The organism is Arthrobacter sp. HLT1-20, assembly GCF_054510895.1.
This window is the reverse complement of sequence record NZ_JBTNDR010000001.1, coordinates 267,486-284,169: the sequence shown is the minus strand read 5'-3', so window position 1 is coordinate 284,169 and position 16,684 is coordinate 267,486. Positions and strand designations below refer to the sequence as shown.

The 16,684-nt window shown below is 63.8% G+C and carries 12 protein-coding genes and 2 riboswitches; of the genes, 3 read left to right on the top strand and 9 right to left on the bottom strand.

Going from position 1 to position 16,684, the window contains the following annotated elements; translation table 11 throughout:
* The 5 genes from ACX80Q_RS01325 to gcvP form a co-directional block, all read right to left on the bottom strand.
* Nucleotides 1-110: serine dehydratase beta chain (locus tag ACX80Q_RS01325; protein ID WP_459328716.1), on the bottom strand; the 110-nt coding region annotated here is incomplete at its 3' end.
* 136 nt (nt 111-246) lie between these two features.
* Complete coding sequence (glyA, locus tag ACX80Q_RS01320; protein WP_459328708.1) at nt 247-1,572, bottom strand: serine hydroxymethyltransferase; 1,326 nt, start codon at nt 1,570-1,572, stop codon at nt 247-249.
* Nucleotides 1,569-1,952 carry a glycine cleavage system protein GcvH gene (gene gcvH / locus ACX80Q_RS01315; protein ID WP_459328707.1) on the bottom strand — a complete coding sequence of 128 codons (384 nt, stop codon included), beginning with the start codon at nt 1,950-1,952 and terminating at the stop codon, nt 1,569-1,571. Before gcvH ends, glyA begins: the two co-directional genes overlap by 4 nt.
* A gap of 181 nt (nt 1,953-2,133) precedes the next feature.
* The gene (gcvT, locus tag ACX80Q_RS01310; protein ID WP_459328706.1) at nt 2,134-3,267 is read right to left on the bottom strand and encodes a glycine cleavage system aminomethyltransferase GcvT; all 1,134 of its coding nucleotides are present in this window, start codon (nt 3,265-3,267) and stop codon (nt 2,134-2,136) included.
* A 17-nt stretch (nt 3,268-3,284) separates the two neighbouring features.
* Complete coding sequence (gene gcvP / locus ACX80Q_RS01305; RefSeq protein WP_459328705.1) at nt 3,285-6,185, bottom strand: aminomethyl-transferring glycine dehydrogenase; 2,901 nt, start codon at nt 6,183-6,185, stop codon at nt 3,285-3,287.
* Nucleotides 6,186-6,350: 165 nt separating this feature from the next.
* A riboswitch (glycine riboswitch) is annotated at nt 6,351-6,446 on the bottom strand.
* 198 nt (nt 6,447-6,644) lie between these two features.
* Nucleotides 6,645-6,761, top strand: a riboswitch (glycine riboswitch).
* Nucleotides 6,762-6,904: 143 nt separating this feature from the next.
* On the opposite strand from gcvP, the gene ACX80Q_RS01300 reads away from it, so the two are divergent.
* The gene (locus ACX80Q_RS01300; protein ID WP_459328704.1) at nt 6,905-8,380 is read left to right on the top strand and encodes an amino acid permease; all 1,476 of its coding nucleotides are present in this window, start codon (nt 6,905-6,907) and stop codon (nt 8,378-8,380) included.
* A gap of 29 nt (nt 8,381-8,409) precedes the next feature.
* On the opposite strand, the gene ACX80Q_RS01295 is transcribed toward ACX80Q_RS01300, so the two are convergent.
* Both ACX80Q_RS01295 and ACX80Q_RS01290 read right to left on the bottom strand, forming a co-directional pair.
* Nucleotides 8,410-10,122: an ABC1 kinase family protein gene (locus ACX80Q_RS01295; RefSeq protein WP_459328703.1), complete on the bottom strand. Its 1,713-nt coding sequence runs from the start codon at nt 10,120-10,122 to the stop codon at nt 8,410-8,412.
* A gap of 5 nt (nt 10,123-10,127) precedes the next feature.
* Nucleotides 10,128-10,670 (bottom strand): PadR family transcriptional regulator, encoded by a 543-nt coding sequence (locus tag ACX80Q_RS01290; protein ID WP_459328702.1) that lies wholly within the window; start codon nt 10,668-10,670, stop codon nt 10,128-10,130.
* Nucleotides 10,671-10,842: 172 nt separating this feature from the next.
* Between ACX80Q_RS01290 and ACX80Q_RS01285 the strand changes: the two genes are divergently transcribed.
* Both ACX80Q_RS01285 and ACX80Q_RS01280 read left to right on the top strand, forming a co-directional pair.
* Complete coding sequence (locus ACX80Q_RS01285; RefSeq protein ID WP_459328701.1) at nt 10,843-11,646, top strand: isocitrate lyase/PEP mutase family protein; 804 nt, start codon at nt 10,843-10,845, stop codon at nt 11,644-11,646.
* Between the two features lie 77 nt (nt 11,647-11,723).
* Nucleotides 11,724-12,062 (top strand): hypothetical protein, encoded by a 339-nt coding sequence (locus ACX80Q_RS01280; protein WP_459328700.1) that lies wholly within the window; start codon nt 11,724-11,726, stop codon nt 12,060-12,062.
* A gap of 297 nt (nt 12,063-12,359) precedes the next feature.
* Here the strand turns inward: ACX80Q_RS01280 and ACX80Q_RS01275 are convergent, their stop codons facing one another.
* Together ACX80Q_RS01275 and ACX80Q_RS01270 are read right to left on the bottom strand one after the other, a co-directional pair.
* Nucleotides 12,360-14,942, bottom strand: coding sequence for an AMP-binding protein (locus ACX80Q_RS01275; RefSeq protein ID WP_459328699.1), 2,583 nt, complete (start codon nt 14,940-14,942; stop codon nt 12,360-12,362).
* Between the two features lie 1,259 nt (nt 14,943-16,201).
* Nucleotides 16,202-16,579 carry a type IV toxin-antitoxin system AbiEi family antitoxin domain-containing protein gene (locus ACX80Q_RS01270; protein ID WP_459328698.1) on the bottom strand — a complete coding sequence of 126 codons (378 nt, stop codon included), beginning with the start codon at nt 16,577-16,579 and terminating at the stop codon, nt 16,202-16,204.
* Nucleotides 16,580-16,684 lie beyond the last annotated feature (105 nt).

The following is a 16,684-nucleotide window of genomic DNA, read 5'->3' as shown; positions in this document are numbered from 1 at the left end:
CCCTGGATCAGTTCCTGAACAAACGCCGCAGCCGCACGCATGGGCCCCACAGTATGCGAACTCGAAGGCCCAATGCCCACAGAAAACAAATCAAAAACACCAACGGACATGTGAGTACCTCACTAAAGACTAAATTCTTTCCGCCAGTGAAACCTGGCGGAGGGCCGGACCCACCTTGACGGGGTGCCCGGCCGTTTCCCTGCGGTGACGGCCAAAAGCGGCCACCGCAGGGAGCAACTGTACCGCCTAGGACAGATTTGCCACTGACGGGTAGAGCGGGTGGGCTGTGGCAAGGGCCGCAACGCGGGTGCGCAGACCGGACAAATCCGCGTCAGCGTCGGCCAAAAGTGCCTCGGCAATGATGTCCGCCACTTCGGCGAAGGCAGCCTCGCCGAAACCGCGGGTGGCCAGGGCCGGGGTGCCGATGCGCAGGCCGGAAGTGACCATGGGCGGGCGCGGATCAAACGGCACGGCGTTGCGATTGACGGTGATGTCAATGGCCGCGAGACGATCTTCGGCTTCTTGGCCGTTGAGCTCGCAGTTGCGCAGGTCAACCAGCACCAGATGGACGTCGGTGCCGCCGGAAATCACGGAGATCCCCTTGGCCGCAACATCCGGCTGGATCAGGCGGTCGGCCAAAAGGCGGGCGCCAAGCAGCACGCGCTCCTGGCGTTCCTTGAACTCTTCCGAGCCTGCGATCTTGAAGGCCACGGCCTTGCCGGCGATGACGTGCTCAAGCGGCCCGCCCTGCTGGCCCGGGAACACAGCAGAGTTGATCTTCTTGGCGATGTCGGCGTCGTTGCTCAAGATGATGCCGCCACGGGGGCCAGCAAGGGTCTTGTGTGTGGTGGACGTGGTGACATGGGCGTACGGCACCGGTGAGGGGTGCAGCCCTGCGGCCACCAGGCCGGCAAAGTGGGCCATGTCCACCATGAGGTAGGCACCCACCAGATCCGCGATGCGGCGGAATTCGGCGAAGTCCAGCTGGCGGGCGTACGCCGACCAGCCAGCAACAATGAGGGCCGGCTTGTGCTCGAGCGCCAGGCGCTCAACCTCGGCCATGTCTACCTGGTGGGTGTCTTCGCGAACCTGGTACGGGACCACGTTGTACAGGCGGCCGGAGAAGTTGATGCGCATGCCGTGCGTGAGGTGCCCGCCGTGGGCCAGGTTCAGGCCCATAATGGTGTCGCCCGGCTTGATGAGGGCGTGCATGACGGAGGCGTTGGCCTGGGCGCCGGAGTGCGGCTGGACATTGGCGAAGCCGGCGCCGAAGAGGTCCTTGACGCGGTCGATTGCCAGTTGCTCAATGACGTCAACGTGCTCGCAGCCACCGTAGTAGCGGCGTCCCGGGTAACCCTCGGCGTACTTGTTGGTCAGCACGGAACCCTGGGCTGCCATGACGGCGGCCGCGGTGTGGTTTTCCGAGGCGATCATTTCCAGGCCGGTCCGCTGGCGGGACAGCTCGGCGTCGATCTGCACGGCGATTTCCGGATCCAGTGCGGACAAGGGAGCATCCAGGCTTGCCGCGACCACCTGAGTGTAGTCCACTGTTGCTGCGTCGGCGCGGCTCACAGTTCGCCACCGTTGGCAGCTGCGTACTCGGCTGCGGACAGCAGCGGGCCCTCGGAATCGACGGCCACCTTGAACAGCCAGCCAGCGCCATAGGGGTCGGAGTTGATCAGGGCCGGATCGTCGACGGCGGCCGTGTTCACCTCTGTAACCTCGCCCGTGACGGGGGCGTACAGATCGGAGACGGACTTGGTTGATTCAATCTCGCCACACGCCTCGCCGGCGGTGACGGTGGAGCCCACCTCGGGCAGGTCCACGTACACAATGTCGCCCAGCGCGTCGGCGGCGACGGCGGAGACACCAATCGTGGAGGGGCCTGCGCCATCGGCGGCGATCCACTCGTGCTCGGCGGAGTACTTCAGTTCAGGAGCGACTTTGCTCATGGGATAAACCTTTCAATTCGTCTGGTGAAAAAATGTACTGACGGTGCGTCGCGAGTTCGTCCGGCGCGCAGCGAGGTGGGGGCTGGCGGTGTGGTGGGCGACGCCGCGGCCACACCGACGAAGTCGTGTGTGGCGCGGTGCGGGCACCAGCCCCCATCTCGCGAGAGCGCCGGTGCCGGTGTTACTTTTGGCGCTTGTAGAACGGCAGGGCAACCACTTCGAAGGCCTCGGCCTTGCCGCGAAGGTCGACGTCGAGCACGGTGCCGATCTCGGCGTGGGCCACGTCCACGTAGGCCATGGCGACCGGGTAGCCCAAGGTGGGGCTGGGCTGGCCGGAGGTGACTTCGCCGATGGTGGCGCCGTCCTTCAGAACCGGGTAGTGGCCGCGGGCGGAGCGGCGACCAAGTCCCTTGAGGCCAACCAGTTTGCGGCCAGTGGTGGATCCTTCGCCAGCTTCCTTGATGGCGGCGAGGGCTGCCTTGCCGACGAAGTCGCTTTCCTTGGCCAGCGACACTACGGGGCCGAGTCCTGCGGAGTAGGCGTGGCCGTCCAGGGAGAGTTCGTTGCCGTACAGCGGCATGCCGGCTTCCAGGCGCAGGGAGTCGCGGGCGGCGAGCCCGGCCGGGATGAGGCCGTGCTCGGTGCCGTTGGCCAGCAGTGCCTGCCACAGGGCTGCGGCGTCGGCGTTGGGGATGTAGATTTCAAAGCCGTCTTCGCCGGTGTAGCCGGTGCGGGCCAGCAGCAGTTCCTGGACAGTGCCATTGACGTTGAACGGGACGTCCACGGCAGCGTAGTACTTGAGCTCGGTGACCAGGGCGTGCTGCTCTGCCGGAACCAGCGTCAGCAGGATTGCCTCTGCATTGGGTCCCTGCACGGCGATGAGCGAGGTTTCGCTGGAGACGTCATTGACCACCACGTCGAATCCGGTGGCACGCTCGGCCAACAGTGCAGCCACGGTGGCGGCGTTGCCGGCATTGGGCACCACAAGGAACTTCTCATCGCTGCGGCGGTAGGAGATCAGGTCATCGATGATGCCGCCGTCGGCGTTGCAAATCAGCGAGTACTTGGCCTTGCCCACGGCCACGGCGGAGAGCTTGCCGGCCAGAGCGTAGTCCAGGAAGGCTGCGGCGTCGGGGCCGCTCACCCAAACCTCGCCCATGTGGGAAAGGTCGAAGAGGCCTGCGGCGTTGCGGACTGCGTGGTGTTCGGCCAGCTCGGAGGAGTACTTCAGCGGCATCTGCCAGCCGCCGAAGTCGGTGAAGGAGGCGCCGGCTTTTTCGTGCTCGCCGTAAAGGGCTGTGTGGTTCTCAGTCATGGGAATTCCTTTGCGGGTTAGTTTGAAAAGTCTGCTGCGAATTCGTCTGCGCTGTCCTCGAACGACTCGAGGGGAGGGCACGAGCAGACCAGGTTGCGGTCCCCCGCTGCCCCGTCAATGCGGCCAACGGGCGGGAAGTACTTGTCCTGGCGCAGGTTCGCCACCGGGAACACTGCCTGCTCACGCGGGTAGCCTCGCTCCCAGTTGGAATCCACGACGGCGGCAGCCGTGTGGGGCGCGTTGCGCAGCGGGCTGTCGGCCAGGGTAAAAGCACCCTCGGCGACCTGGTCGATTTCGGCCCGGATTGAAACCATGGCCGTGATGAAGCGGTTGATTTCCGTTAGGTCCTCCGACTCAGTGGGCTCCACCATGAGGGTGCCCGCCACGGGGAAGGACAGGGTGGGTGCGTGGAAGCCGTAGTCGATGAGGCGCTTGGCCACGTCCTCTGCCGTGACACCAGTCTTAGCTGTCAGCTCACGCAGGTCAAGGATGCACTCGTGGGCCACCAGGTCGCCGGCTCCCGTGTAGAGAACCGGGAAGTGCTCGTTGAGCTGTGAGGCAATGTAGTTGGCCGCCAGCAGCGCCGATTTGGTTGCTTCGGTCAGGCCCGCACCACCCATGAGCTTCACGTAGGCCCAGGAGATGGGGAGCACGCCAGCCGAGCCGAAGCGTGAAGCGGAAATCGGGACACCTGCCATTGAAGCTGCTGAGGAGTTGGCGTCGCCGGGCATGAAGGGCGCCAGGTGGGCCTTGGCGGCAACGGGGCCCACGCCGGGACCGCCACCGCCGTGCGGGATGCAGAAGGTCTTGTGCAGGTTCAGGTGGCTGACGTCGCCGCCAAACTTGCCGGGCTGGGCCAGGCCAACCAGGGCGTTGAGGTTGGCGCCGTCAACGTAAACCTGTCCCCCGGCGGCGTGGATGGCGTCGCAGACTTCGCGCACATCGGCGTCGTACACGCCATGTGTGGAGGGGTAGGTGATCATGATGCAGGAGAGCTGGTCCTTGTGCGTCTCAATCTTGGCGCTCAGGTCAGCGTGGTCAATGGTGCCGTCGACTGCCGTGGCAACCACAACAACCTTCATGCCGGCCAAAACGGCCGAGGCTGCGTTGGTCCCGTGGGCGGACTGCGGAATGAGGCAGACGGTGCGCTGCTCATCGCCGCGGGACAGGTGGTAGCCGCGGATGGCCAGCAGGCCGGCCAGCTCGCCCTGTGAGCCGGCGTTGGGCTGGATGGAGACCTGGTCGTAACCGGTGATCTCGCACAGGTCGGCTTCCAGGCCGCCGATCAGTTCACGCCAGCCTTCTGTCTGGGAATCGGGTGCGAACGGGTGGATCGAGGCAAACTCGGGCCAGGAGATGGCTTCCATCTCGGCGGTGGCGTTGAGCTTCATGGTGCATGAACCCAGCGGGATCATGGTGCGGTCCAGGGCCAGGTCGCGGTCGCTGAGGCGGCGGATGTAGCGCAGCATCTGCGTTTCGGAACGGTGCGTGTTGAACACGGGGTGGGTCAGGAAGTCGGAGGTGCGCTGCGTGTCAGCAACAATGGCCAGGGCTGCGGCGCCCTGGTTGTCCGTGCCGTCGCCTGCCGGTGCGGCGCCAAGGATGGCGGCCACGCGGGCCACAATGTCCGCCGTGGTGGTTTCATCGACGGAGATGCCTACGTGGTCGCCGTCGATGGGGCGCAGGTTGATGCCGCCCTGCTCGGCGAGGGCCAGGATGGCACCGGCACGGCCGGGAACGCGCACCGTGAGGGTGTCGAAGAAGGAGGTGTGGAGAAGTTCGACGCCGGATGCCTGCAGTGCCGCTGCCAAGGTACGGGCGCGGCCGTGGACGGTTTCGGCGATTGCCTTCAGGCCTTCGGGGCCGTGGTAGACGGCGTACATGGAGGCCACAATGGCCAGCAGTGCCTGCGCGGTGCAGATGTTGGACGTAGCCTTTTCGCGGCGGATGTGCTGCTCACGGGTTTGCAGGGCCAGGCGGTAAGCCGGCAGGCCGGTGTTGTCGGTGGAGACACCCACAATGCGGCCCGGCAAGGAGCGTTCCATGCCGTTTCGCACAGCCATGTAGGCTGCGTGCGGTCCGCCGAAGAACAACGGAACACCAAAGCGCTGGGCGGTTCCCACAGCGATGTCAGCGCCCTGCTCACCGGGAGGCGTGATCAAAGTCAGGGCCAGCAGGTCGGCAGCCACTGTGACTAGGGCGCCGCGTTCCTTCGCTTCTGCAATGACGGGGGCGTGGTTGAAGACGCGGCCGGAGACGCCCGGCTGCTGCAGGACCACGCCGTTGATGGCGCCGTCGGGCAGGCCCAGGGAAAGGTCCGCAACGACCACGTCGAAGCCCAGCGCCTCGGCACGGCCCTTGACGATGGCGATGGTCTGCGGCAGCAGGTCAGCATCCAGGACTGTCTTGCCGTCGGCAGCAGCCTTGGACTTGTTGGCGCGGCGCATGAGCAGCACGGCCTCGGCCACGGCGGTGGCTTCATCCAAGAGGGAGGCGTTGGCCACGGGCAGGCCGGTCAGGTCGCTGACCATGGTCTGGAAGTTCAGCAGCGCCTCGAGGCGGCCCTGGGAAATTTCGGGCTGGTACGGGGTGTAGGCGGTGTACCAGGCCGGAGCTTCGAGGATGTTGCGGCGGATGACTGGAGGCGTAACGGTGTCGTAGTAGCCCTGGCCGATCATCTGGATGGCCGTCTTGTTTTTCGCGGCCAAGGCCCTGAGTTCGGCGAGGACTTCAACTTCGCTGAGAGCGCTTTGGAGTTCCAGGGCTGTGCCCTGACGGATGGAATCCGGGACTGCCGTGTCCACCAAGGAGTCCACGCTGTCGTAGCCGATGGCCTTGAGCATGGTGTCAACGTCGCTCTGGCGGCGGGCGCCAATGTGCCTGTCGGCGAACACTGTGGGATTGGATGTGATGGTCATGAGGAACTCCAAAGAACGGCCGTCCCGGTAAAAGGGGTGCGGCAAGGGCTGGGTTCCTCCCCGCTCTGTCTTGGACCTGAGAGATTCCGCGTTTCCTTGGCGTTCAAGGAGGGCGCTTGCACCGTCGGTGAGCAGGACTGACGCCTTGCTACTTTCCAGAGTTGCCTCGCCGCGGCGGTACATGGGCCTGAGAGATTCCTGGGGAGGATTTGCTCCTACGGCGCCGCCACATTGCTGGGAGAACTCTCCCGCCACGGTTCAAAAGGCATTTTTAGTTGTGGGTGACTCGGCTCACAGATTACACGAGAATCCAGCTTCAGGCAAAGCAGGGGATTGCCAGTGTGGGCAACAACACCCCCGCGCACAGCTCCGCAATGAGACAGTAGGGCCGCCACCTTGCGTCAAGACGCAAAGGGGGGCTAGTGTGTGACTCGCGTCACCCAAAATGTGAAGTGCCCATGATCCGCGGCGGGAGAGTCCTGCCGGTGCAACTGCGCAAAGCGCAGACCGTGTGCAGGCGCCGAAGGAGCAAACCCTCCCCGGGAATCTCTCAGGCCCATGTACCGCCGTGGATAGGCAACTCTGGAAAGCAGTCCGGGCAACCGGGCTCACCGAAGGTGCAAGCGCATCCTTGACTTCAAGGAAACGCGGAAACTCTCAGGTCCCAGACAGAGTGGGGAGGAATCCAAATCTTCGTGGCACCCCATGCCGCCTGAACGATGGAGTTCCTTTTGACGATTCACCAACCCACCCCCGCTGCCCCGCAGCTGGAACGGCAGCTCAGCAACCGCCACATCCAGCTCATCGCCATTGGCGGGGCCATCGGCACAGGCCTGTTCATGGGCTCCGGCAAGACCATCTCTGCAGCTGGCCCGTCCGTGATCTTTGTGTACATGATCATCGGCTTCATGCTGTTCTTCGTCATGCGGGCCATGGGCGAACTCCTGCTCAGCAACCTGCACTACAAGTCCTTCAGCGACTTCGCCGCCGACCTGCTCGGCCCCTGGGCCGGCTTCTTCACCGGGTGGACCTACTGGTTCTGCTGGGTCATCACCGGAATTGCCGATGTCATTGCCATTGCCGCTTACTCGGAGGTGCTCTTGCCGGGGATCGAACTGTGGATCCCCGGGGTAGTCACCATTGGAATTTTGCTGGTCCTGAACCTGACCACAGTGAAGGCTTTTGGCGAAACGGAATTTTGGTTTGCCCTGATCAAGATCATTGCGATTGTTGCCTTGATCGGTGTGGGTTTGTTCATGATCTTCAGCCGTTTCCAATCTGACACCGGAACGGCCAGCTTCACGAACCTGTGGAGCCACGGCGGACTGTTCCCCAATGAATTCATGGGCTTTGTGGCAGGATTCCAGATCGCCGTCTTTGCCTTCGTGGGCATCGAGCTCGTGGGAACCACCGCAGCCGAGGCCAAGGATCCGGAAAAGAATCTGCCCAAGGCCATCAACTCCATTCCCATCCGCGTCCTGCTTTTCTATGTAGGCGCACTGGTCATCCTGATGTCGGTCATTCCCTGGACGCAGTTCGCCGCAGGTCAAAGCCCGTTTATCGCCATGTTCTCCATGGCGGGACTCGGCGCGGCTGCCACCATCGTCAATCTGGTGGTCCTCACGTCCGCAATGTCCTCAGCCAACTCCGGCATCTACTCCACGTCCCGCATGGTCTATGGCCTGGCGCAGGAGGGCGACGCCCCCTTCCGGTTCTCGAAGTTGTCCAAGCGCAAGGTCCCCAACAATGCGCTGTTCCTCTCCTGCGTTTTGCTCCTCTCCAGCATCGTGCTGCTGTACGTTGGCGAGGACGTCAGCAAAGCCTTTGAAATGGTCACAACCGTGGCAGCAGTCTGCTTCGTCTTTGTCTGGTCCATCATTCTGGCCAGCTACCTCGCCTTCCGCCGGCGCCGTCCCGAATTGCACAACTCCTCAAAGTTCAAGATGCCCGGCGGCATTCCCATGGTCTATGTTGTCTTCGCCTTCTTCGCCTTTGTCCTGTGGGCCCTGACCACTCAGGTGGATACACTCATTGCCCTGCTGGTGACCCCCATCTGGTTCATTGTGCTGGCTATTGTCTGGTACCTCGTTGGCAAGACCCCCAGCCACCGGGCCCGCTACGCGAAGTTCAAGGAAGACCTGGATTCCGAGCGGGTCATGGCCCAGGAACTCCAGAACAGCGAGTCCGCACGCTAGCAGTGCACCGCGTGGGCCGCCGTCGTCCTTCACAGACGGCGGCGGCCCACCCACAACCCGTGCAGCAATGCAAGCACCGAAAGCAGCATCAGTGAATTGCCGAGCACCTCGTCATCCGACCGGACCACTGAACCAGCGATGAGGAGGGCGCCGAACATCAAGGCCGACACCGCCCGCTGCGCCGTTCGCTGAAGCCGGGCCACCTGCCGTTCCAGGCGCGGGCTGGCCACTTGAAGCTGCCCGTCTTCAATGGTGCTGATGAGCCCATCCAGGCGTTTGGGCAGGCGCACGGTGAGCCCCACGACGTCGAGCGCCTGTTGAGCCACATCCTTTGCAAGGTTGCCGCGTTCGTCCCGCAGCAGCTGCGCCGCATAGGGTTCCACCGAGTCCCACAGGTTGAACTGGGGGTCCAGGGAGCTGCACACTCCCGAGGTCAACGCCATGGCGCGGACGATGAGCAGGAAGTTTTCTGGCAGCTGGAAAGGCAGCGAGCGCACCACATCACCAAACTCCACGGCAAAGTCACGGAATTCCCGCGGGTCAACCTCGCGAAGTTCAGCAAATCCCATGCCGCCAAACCGGGCAAAGAGCTGTGTCATGGCACGCTCCAGCGCGGCAGTTTCGGTGGACGGCAGCAACACCCCCACGTCGCTGATCGCAGCCACCAAACCCTTGCCGTCACGCGAGGCGGCGGCTATCAACAGCTTCCGGAGTCCGCTGCGGGTCTTGGCCGGAACCTCGCCCATCATGCCGAAGTCCACGAACGTCAGCTTCCACGGGTGCCCGGCACCTTCCCCGGGCGAGGGAGTGACGAAGATGTTGCCGGGATGCGGGTCGGCGTGGAAGAAGCCGTTGGTGAACAGCTGGTCAAACATGATCGTGGCGAACACGGGTGCCACCTGAGCCGGGTCAATTCCCGCCGCCTGGAGCGCCTGAGCGTCCGTAATCTTGATGGCCGTGACGTCTTCCAGGGTCAGCACGCGGCGGGTGGTCCGCTCCCAGACAACGTGGGGCACCACCACCTGACTGCCCCGTGCGAATTCAGCGGCAAAACGTTCGGAGTTCGCCGCCTCCTGCAGGTAGTCAATCTCCTCGAGGCTGGTCTGGGCAAACTCCTCCACCAGGGCAGGGACGTTCGCGCGGTTGGACACGATGCGAATGCGGCTGAGCCAGCCGCCCACCTTGCGCAGCGCGGCCAGGTCAACGCCAACAATCGCCTCGATGCCGGGCCGCTGCACCTTCACTACCACGTGGTTCAGGCCGGTGTCCGCGGCGGTGGAGGGTAGAAGTTGCGCACGGTGCACCTGCCCCAGGGATGCTGCGGCGATGGGCGTTTCCTCGACCCAGGCAAACACGTTTTCTAGCGGCCCGCCCAGTTCGGCCTCGGCCAGGGCCAAGATGGCGGGGAACGGGACGGGTGGCACCTCGTCCTGCAACCCTTCCAACTCGGAGGTGATTTCCGGCGGGAGGACATCGAGCCGGGATGACATGAACTGGCCAACTTTGATCATCAAGCCCCCGAGATCCACCGCGAGCGCGTGGAAGCGCTGGGCGAAACGCCGCATCCGCCTGGGCCGGGTGCTGTTGGCAAGGCTGGCCAACCCCAGACGGGGCAGGACCAGCTCGTGCCACCAGGTCACGGCCAGATGCCAGGCGGCGAAGCGCAGGATGCGGCGGTACCTGGCACGGGTGTTCCCTGCACCGGGCACAGGATCTGCCCTGCCCCGATGGATTGATGCCACCTGCGTCAGTCTTGGGCGAGGATCGAATACAGTTTGCGCCGTGCCTCATCGAGCACAGCGACGGCCTCCTGCACCTGCTTGGACGTGCCGGTCCGGCCCACCTGCGCTGCGGCTTGCGCCAGTTCCATCCCAGCCTTGGGCAGTGCGGCGAAGCCCATGCCCTGCGCAGGACCGCTCGAGTCCCAGGGCGTTGTGGCATCGGCGTCCGCTACGGCTTCGCGGCCGGCGTCGGTCAGGGAGTAGACCTTGCGCCCGTTGGCTTCCTCCGCGCTGATGAGTCCCTCGTCTGCCAGCAGCTGCAGTGTTGGGTACACGGAGCCTGCGCTGGGCTTCCAGCTGCCGCCGCTGCGCTCCTCGATTTCATGGATGATCTGGTAGCCGTGCATGGGCTGTTCGGCGAGCAGTGCCAGCACCGCCGAGCGAACTTCGCCGCGGCCAACGCGCGTGCCCGACGGCTTCTCGAATCGTGATCGCAGCTCTTCAACGGCCTGCCACATGCCGTCCATGTTGTTGCCAAAAAACCCGCCTACAGGGAATGAATTGTGCATGATGCTCTCCTCAGCGATTTGTGAACGATACTCAACGATATACCCGCTGGGCAGCAGAAACAATGGTTCTTCGTGGCTGCAACTGCGGCCGCTTTGCTGCCGTGTGCCCTCCTTCCGGACTTGTAGTCTTGAGGGAATCCACATTGGCGCTTGGCTCGGGATAGGAATGAACATGGCCACTTTTAAGGAACTCCACCTCGGCGATGCTCCGCTTTTACTGCCGAATGCTTGGGACGTTGGCTCTGCCCTGACGTTTGCTTCGGCAGGGTATGCCGCCGTGGGAACCACCAGTTTTGGTATTGCAGGCAGTGCTGGCCTGCCCGACGCCGGACGGTCCGGCAAGACGGCAACCCTCGCCTTGGCGGCCCAGCTGTGCCGTCTTCCCGTCCACATCACGGTGGACGGCGAGGACGGGTACTCGGATGATCCCTTGGCGGTTGCCAGCTTTGTGGCCCAGCTCGCTGCCCTAGGAGTGGCCGGGGTCAACCTCGAGGACAGCTTCCAGGGGCAGCTGGTGGACCCTGCAGCGTTTGCTGCCAAGGTGACGGCCGTCAAGCGACGCTGCCCGGAGGTGTTCGTCAATGCCAGAGTGGACAACTTCTGGTTTGGCGAGAATGCCACGGTGGACGCCGTTCTGCGCCGCGCCCAGGCTTACGCAGATGCAGGGGCGGACGGGATCTTTGTCCCTGGCGTCGTGGAAGCGGACCACATCAGCGCCATCACGGCAGGTGCCGGGCTGCCGGTAAACTTGCTGGCGCATCCGTCCCTGACTGTTGCCGAGCTGGGAGAGCTGGGTGTCCGGCGTGTGAGCTCCGGTTCCCTCCCCTACCGGGCGTCCGTGGATGCGGCGGTGAACGTTGCCAACGCCCTGCGTGACGGCACACCCACACCGACCGCCACTTCCTACTGGGAGATGCAGGCGCGGCTGGTTGCATTCAACGAAGGACAGCGCGGAACAACCAGCCCTGACGCCTGAGGCAAGCTCTCACGGACGCTTCGCAAGGGTCTCGCCGAATCATTGCGCGGATCCCCCGCCAAGCGCATACTGGCGGCATGGACGATTCTGAAAGCTCCCAGCGGGCACAGCAGGAAGAAGCCATGCGGAGACTTGCCGAGCAGGAACGGCAGGAGAAGTCTCATGCGCCGGCGGCGGCCGTGTTTGGCGTTATCACGGGCACTGTGGGCGGCGCCGTGATTGGTGCTTCACTGGGATATGCCCGGCAAGAGTGCGGGTTCTTTGGTACCCGCCAGTCAGATCCGTGGTGTGCGTATGTCACAGCACCGGGTTTCAGCCCGGCCGGGACCGCCTTTTTCATCGGGATAATTCTGGCTGCCATCGGCTATGGGGCCGTTTACGCCTTTTACTACCTCACGAGCTCAAAAGGGAACTGAGCCGGGCCACCCTAGGCGTAGGCGCTGTCCACCTAGGATCCCACCGGCCCTGACCGCTTGGCTGTGGTGGTTACGTAGCTGCCCGCACGCCCTGGCTGGCCCGCGTTGGTGGTTGCGGACGCTCCGCCCAGCGCCGTTTGCACTGCCTCTGTGACAATACCCCTTGCAATCATTGAATAGACAGTGACAAGGCACCATGTCGAGGCTGGTCGGCCAATAGTCCTCATAGTCCTCTTTTAGTGGGCTATCCAGAAGATAACGGGACAGGTGGCGATTCAGGTACAGCTGGGTGCTAGGTCACGGACCGGGCACGCCCCGAGCGGAGCTGCGGATCCGGCGCTCTGCGATGTTCATAGCCTTGGTGGCCACGGCGCCGTAGGCAATGCCGACCACCAACGAGGCGGCAACAGCCAGCCCCTTGGAGGTCTGGTCGAGCAGCGGATAGACCAGCCAGTGCGACACGTAGATGAACAGGGAGGCCCCGGCCAATACCGCGGTGATCCGATGGAGGATCCGAGGTACCGGGAGGGCAGGAATCCAGATCAGCGCCAGCAGGCCCACCAGCAGCGTGGCGTTGCGGGCGGCGCTATCGAACAGACCAGGAACCGCCACCAGGGCCACCGCCGACACCGCGGCACGGTGCCACCACCCCCGGGATACCGCGGCTGCCCAGCCCAGGGCGAAAATCCAGAGAACCGGCCCCTGACCCGGAAACGGCAGGTTCACGATCCCGAAGCGCACCAATAAATCCAGGCCCGCGATGGCGAGCGGGAACGACCACGGCCACCGGCGGCAGGCCCGGTCAGCGGCTGGAATCGCCAGAAGCGCGGCAAGGCCCAACAGGATGTAGACCAGCACCTCCACGAACCAGAAACGCGAATAGCTGGTCCAGCCCGGCGGCCCCAGGATCGCGTTGAGCAGGAATACATTCGGCCATCCGTAGGTGTCGCTCACTGCGAACGCGATCCAGATGACGACGAGGCTCGGGGCGATGATACGCACCACCGTGCGCAAGTGCCTGCTCAGCCGGGCCCGGCGCGTGCCCGCAAGCTGGAAGCGCGCAAAATTGTAGCCCGCGAGCCCCATCAGCACGTGCGCGGTGCCCGACCACGAAAAGAGGCCGACGTGGGTGGACACGATGAAGATGATTGCCACCGCGCGCAGCACTATGCCGGTTTCCAGCGGGGGCGCCAGTCGGCGCAGCACCTGTACAGGCCAGCGCGCCACGGAGCCCGAACGGGTTCCCTCGGTATCCCGGGCCCGGGACGTCAATTCACCGACCGGCATCAGGTGCCATCCGCCGGGTAACTTTCCCAGGATCCGTTCCAGGCGAACCGAGGCGGCAACGTAGGACAACGAATCACCGCCCAGAGACACGAAGGTGTCGTCCTCGCCGATGTCCTCGCGCTCGAGCGCCTGGGCGAAGGCCATCCTGACAGTGTCCTCCACTCCGCCGGCAGCCAACGCGGCATGGTTGCCGGCGTCGACGGAGGTCGATGCCGGCTCGGCTCCCAGCGCCAGCACCGCAGGGTAATCCGGTTTTCCGTTGTCCAGTCGAGGAACCTGCCCCACGTGCACAAGCTTCACCGAACCGCGGGGTAACCCGAGATCCTGCTCCAGCGCCTTGCCCAGCAGGGGCAGGTCAACATCGCCCTCAACGGCGGCTACGATCCCTTCGTCGGTGCCGGCGGCGGCGGCAGTCGGGACGCCCAGTTCGGACAGCAGCCGTTCCACCTGGCCAAGGTCCACGCGCAGGCCGACGACCTTCACGAAACGGCTTCGCCGGCCCACTATCTCGTACAGTCCCTCGGAGGTACGCCGGGCAAGATCCCCGGTGTGCAATTCACCCACGACGCGACCGAGTTCTAGGTCCGCTGGGGCTTCGGCATAGCCGAGCATCACATTGGGCCCCGAGTAGACCAGTTCCGCTTCATCCAGACCGGGGACCGGTTCCAGCCGGAAGCTGCCGCCAGGGATCGGCACGCCGATGGACCCGGGATTCGCGGAGGCAAGGTCTGGAGGCAGATAGGCCATCCGCGCGGTCGCCTCGGTCTGTCCATACATGACGAAGAGATCCCAGCCGCGTCGCTGGCCCAGATGGGTGTACGCCCGCACCCTTGCCGGGTCGAGCCGGCCGCCAGCCTGGGTGATGTAGCGTAGGTTTGGCAGGTCCATCTCGGCGAAGCCGACGCGATCAAGCAAGTCAAAAGTGTATGGCACGGCGGCAAACGACGTCACCTTCTGTGCCCGGAGCAGCTCCCAGAAGCACGGGTCCACCACGGAGGTGTCGGTCAGTGCGATCGAGGCCCCGGCCGCGAGATGGCTGTTGACCACGGACAACCCGTAGCAATACGACAGCGGCAATGTCGTGGCAGCGGTGTCCTCAGGACGCAAGTTCAGGTACTCGGCGATTGCCTCCGCGTTGGCCTGCAGCCCTTTGGCGGAGAGTCGCACAAGTTTTGGCGAACCGGTGGATCCCGAGGTACTCAGGAGCAGGGCAAGCTCGGGATGTAGCCTATGGCGGGTCCCCTCGCGGCGTATCTCAAACCCACTGCCGTTCCCCGCGGACCTGACGACAACGTCAGGGTCGTAGGCTGCTATCAGCGCCTCGGCGGCCTCACCCTTGCCCGGGGGCAGAATGAGCAGCGGATGCCCGGCGGCCAGAGCGGCCAGGTAGACCACCACCGCGGACAAGGTGTTCTCCGCCTCGAGTGCAACGAGCCGGCGCACAGTCCCCAATGAACGGGCCACACTGCCAACCCGATCGGCGAGATCCCGGTAGCTCACCGTGCGGCCATCGACGTGTATCGCGGCGCGGTCTCCGAAGCGCACCAATTCGGCGGCGAAGGAGACGGCGCAGAGTTCTGGCTGGAGTGTCATCGACCTAGACACTATTAGGAGTGGCTAACCTAATTCAAATGGACTATTTCACCAGCACTACAGTCACGTCTATTTTCGGGCCAGTCGGCATTTTTGATCGGCCTTTGGTCGTGGTTCCTGTCAATCATGACGGGTCAACCTCTTGACCTTCCCCATGATGAAAGGCGCAGATTTGGGGGCAGAACCCACTCACGGGGAAGTTGCGGGACGTCCGTGAACACAGGTTGTGTTCCTTCCAAGGCGCTGCTGGCCGCGGCCGTGGCCTTCCATCTCGCCTTGGATGCGAGCCGGCGCCCGGCGATCTCCACAACCGCCGAGCCTCGCGATATGCCCGGGATCGTCGATGGCAAGCATTCACTGGGCCGAGACGATGGGCTCGGCGAAGTACGTGGACCTCATCTCGGACTACGGCTGGAAACTGCGCTAGTGCAACGCCGCATTCGCCGACAATCAGGACGATTCGGCCCTGGAGATCACCCGAGCGGACGGGTCCCGGGAATTGGCCCGAGCGGCCGCTATCGACTCACTACAGCGTCCGCACCCTGTGCGCCGCCGAGCCAGGGCGTTTCGGATGGAGGCAATCTGACCTCCACCACGGTGAGGGAACTAGAAGAAGCACTCGCATCACTGCTGGTTGTCAGTGGCGGACACACGGCACTTAAACCGGCCTAACGCTTAGCCCGCCTCGGGTCGCAGGTGACCAGGCTGGTCCTCTCCCGCCTGGCTTCGGCGGAGGAACCCGAAATCTCCCGATCCCTGACGGGCGTCGTTACCGACGAGGGGATCCGCCCAGTACGCCGGAGCACGGTGTCCTCCGTGAGCGCCGAGCTGGCAACGGGCCGGATCGTAGCGACCGCAACAGTGTCCGGCGGCGAGCAGAAATTCCGGGCCAGCAGAACACCGCCTTGGGGGAAAAGTCGTTGACATACTGGGTTGGCGCAAGTCGGCTCAACACACGCTCCCGGCCATAGACCGTGACCATTTCACCTCCAGTGCGCTTCCGTTCCCGGCCACGCCCGATGAGTTGTTGGAAGATCCTTTCAGCGCTCATGAAAGTATCTCCAGTGCATTTCTGATCGGTCCGGTGGCACGCGGCAATTCTTTGGCAATTGCCACCAACAGCACCGTGCGTGACCCGCTCCTGGTCAGCCAGTTCTTCAACGCTTCAACGCTTCAACGTCGATTTCATAGCATTCGGTCCCCCGCAGCCTAAAGACATCAACAATCGATCGCTCCGCAGAATAGATGCCGATAGGAATCTACTCACCCGGGATCTCGATGGTTGTGCACTCCACATCGAAAGGTGCAGCCTGGAAATAGTGCCAGTTGACCGGTGCGAGCGTAATTGGGCCGGTACTCCCGCAGGGGAGGGTAACGTCGATCTTGCCCGCAATCATGTCGATGAGCTCGTGCCGCGCCAAAGCGCTCGAGAGACAAATGGTGGCCTGCGGCGCCTTGTAGGCAATTTCCAATACTTCCAAATCCACGGCCGGTGAGTCGATGTCCCGGTACAACCCCGGTCCGATCTGTTCAATCTTCCCCGCCTCGCGCAGTCGATCCAGGGCCAGTGACGGCAGGCCAGGTTTCCGGGCGTTCGCAACCGTATACGCGCCCACCCTGAGTTCTTCGCAACGCACAAGACACCCCTTGTTGTTGTCTACAATCCACTACACATAGTGCTATCCGTTGCGGAATATAGGCGCGGCGGCACGGGCGCTCGGATGGACTGCGCAACAATTCTG

Excerpts from the sequence above, each read along its gene's own strand:
- ACX80Q_RS01285 (WP_459328701.1), top strand. The coding sequence starts at position 10,843 with ATGGCCACTTTTAAGGAACTCCACCTCGGCGATGCTCCGCTTTTACTG.
- gcvH (WP_459328707.1), bottom strand. The coding sequence starts at position 1,952 with ATGAGCAAAGTCGCTCCTGAACTGAAGTACTCCGCCGAGCACGAGTGG.
- ACX80Q_RS01280 (WP_459328700.1), top strand. The coding sequence starts at position 11,724 with ATGGACGATTCTGAAAGCTCCCAGCGGGCACAGCAGGAAGAAGCCATG.
- gcvP (WP_459328705.1), bottom strand. The coding sequence starts at position 6,185 with ATGACCATCACATCCAATCCCACAGTGTTCGCCGACAGGCACATTGGC.
- ACX80Q_RS01300 (WP_459328704.1), top strand. The coding sequence starts at position 6,905 with ATGGAGTTCCTTTTGACGATTCACCAACCCACCCCCGCTGCCCCGCAG.
- ACX80Q_RS01275 (WP_459328699.1), bottom strand. The coding sequence starts at position 14,942 with ATGACACTCCAGCCAGAACTCTGCGCCGTCTCCTTCGCCGCCGAATTG.
- ACX80Q_RS01290 (WP_459328702.1), bottom strand. The coding sequence starts at position 10,670 with ATGCACAATTCATTCCCTGTAGGCGGGTTTTTTGGCAACAACATGGAC.
- gcvT (WP_459328706.1), bottom strand. The coding sequence starts at position 3,267 with ATGACTGAGAACCACACAGCCCTTTACGGCGAGCACGAAAAAGCCGGC.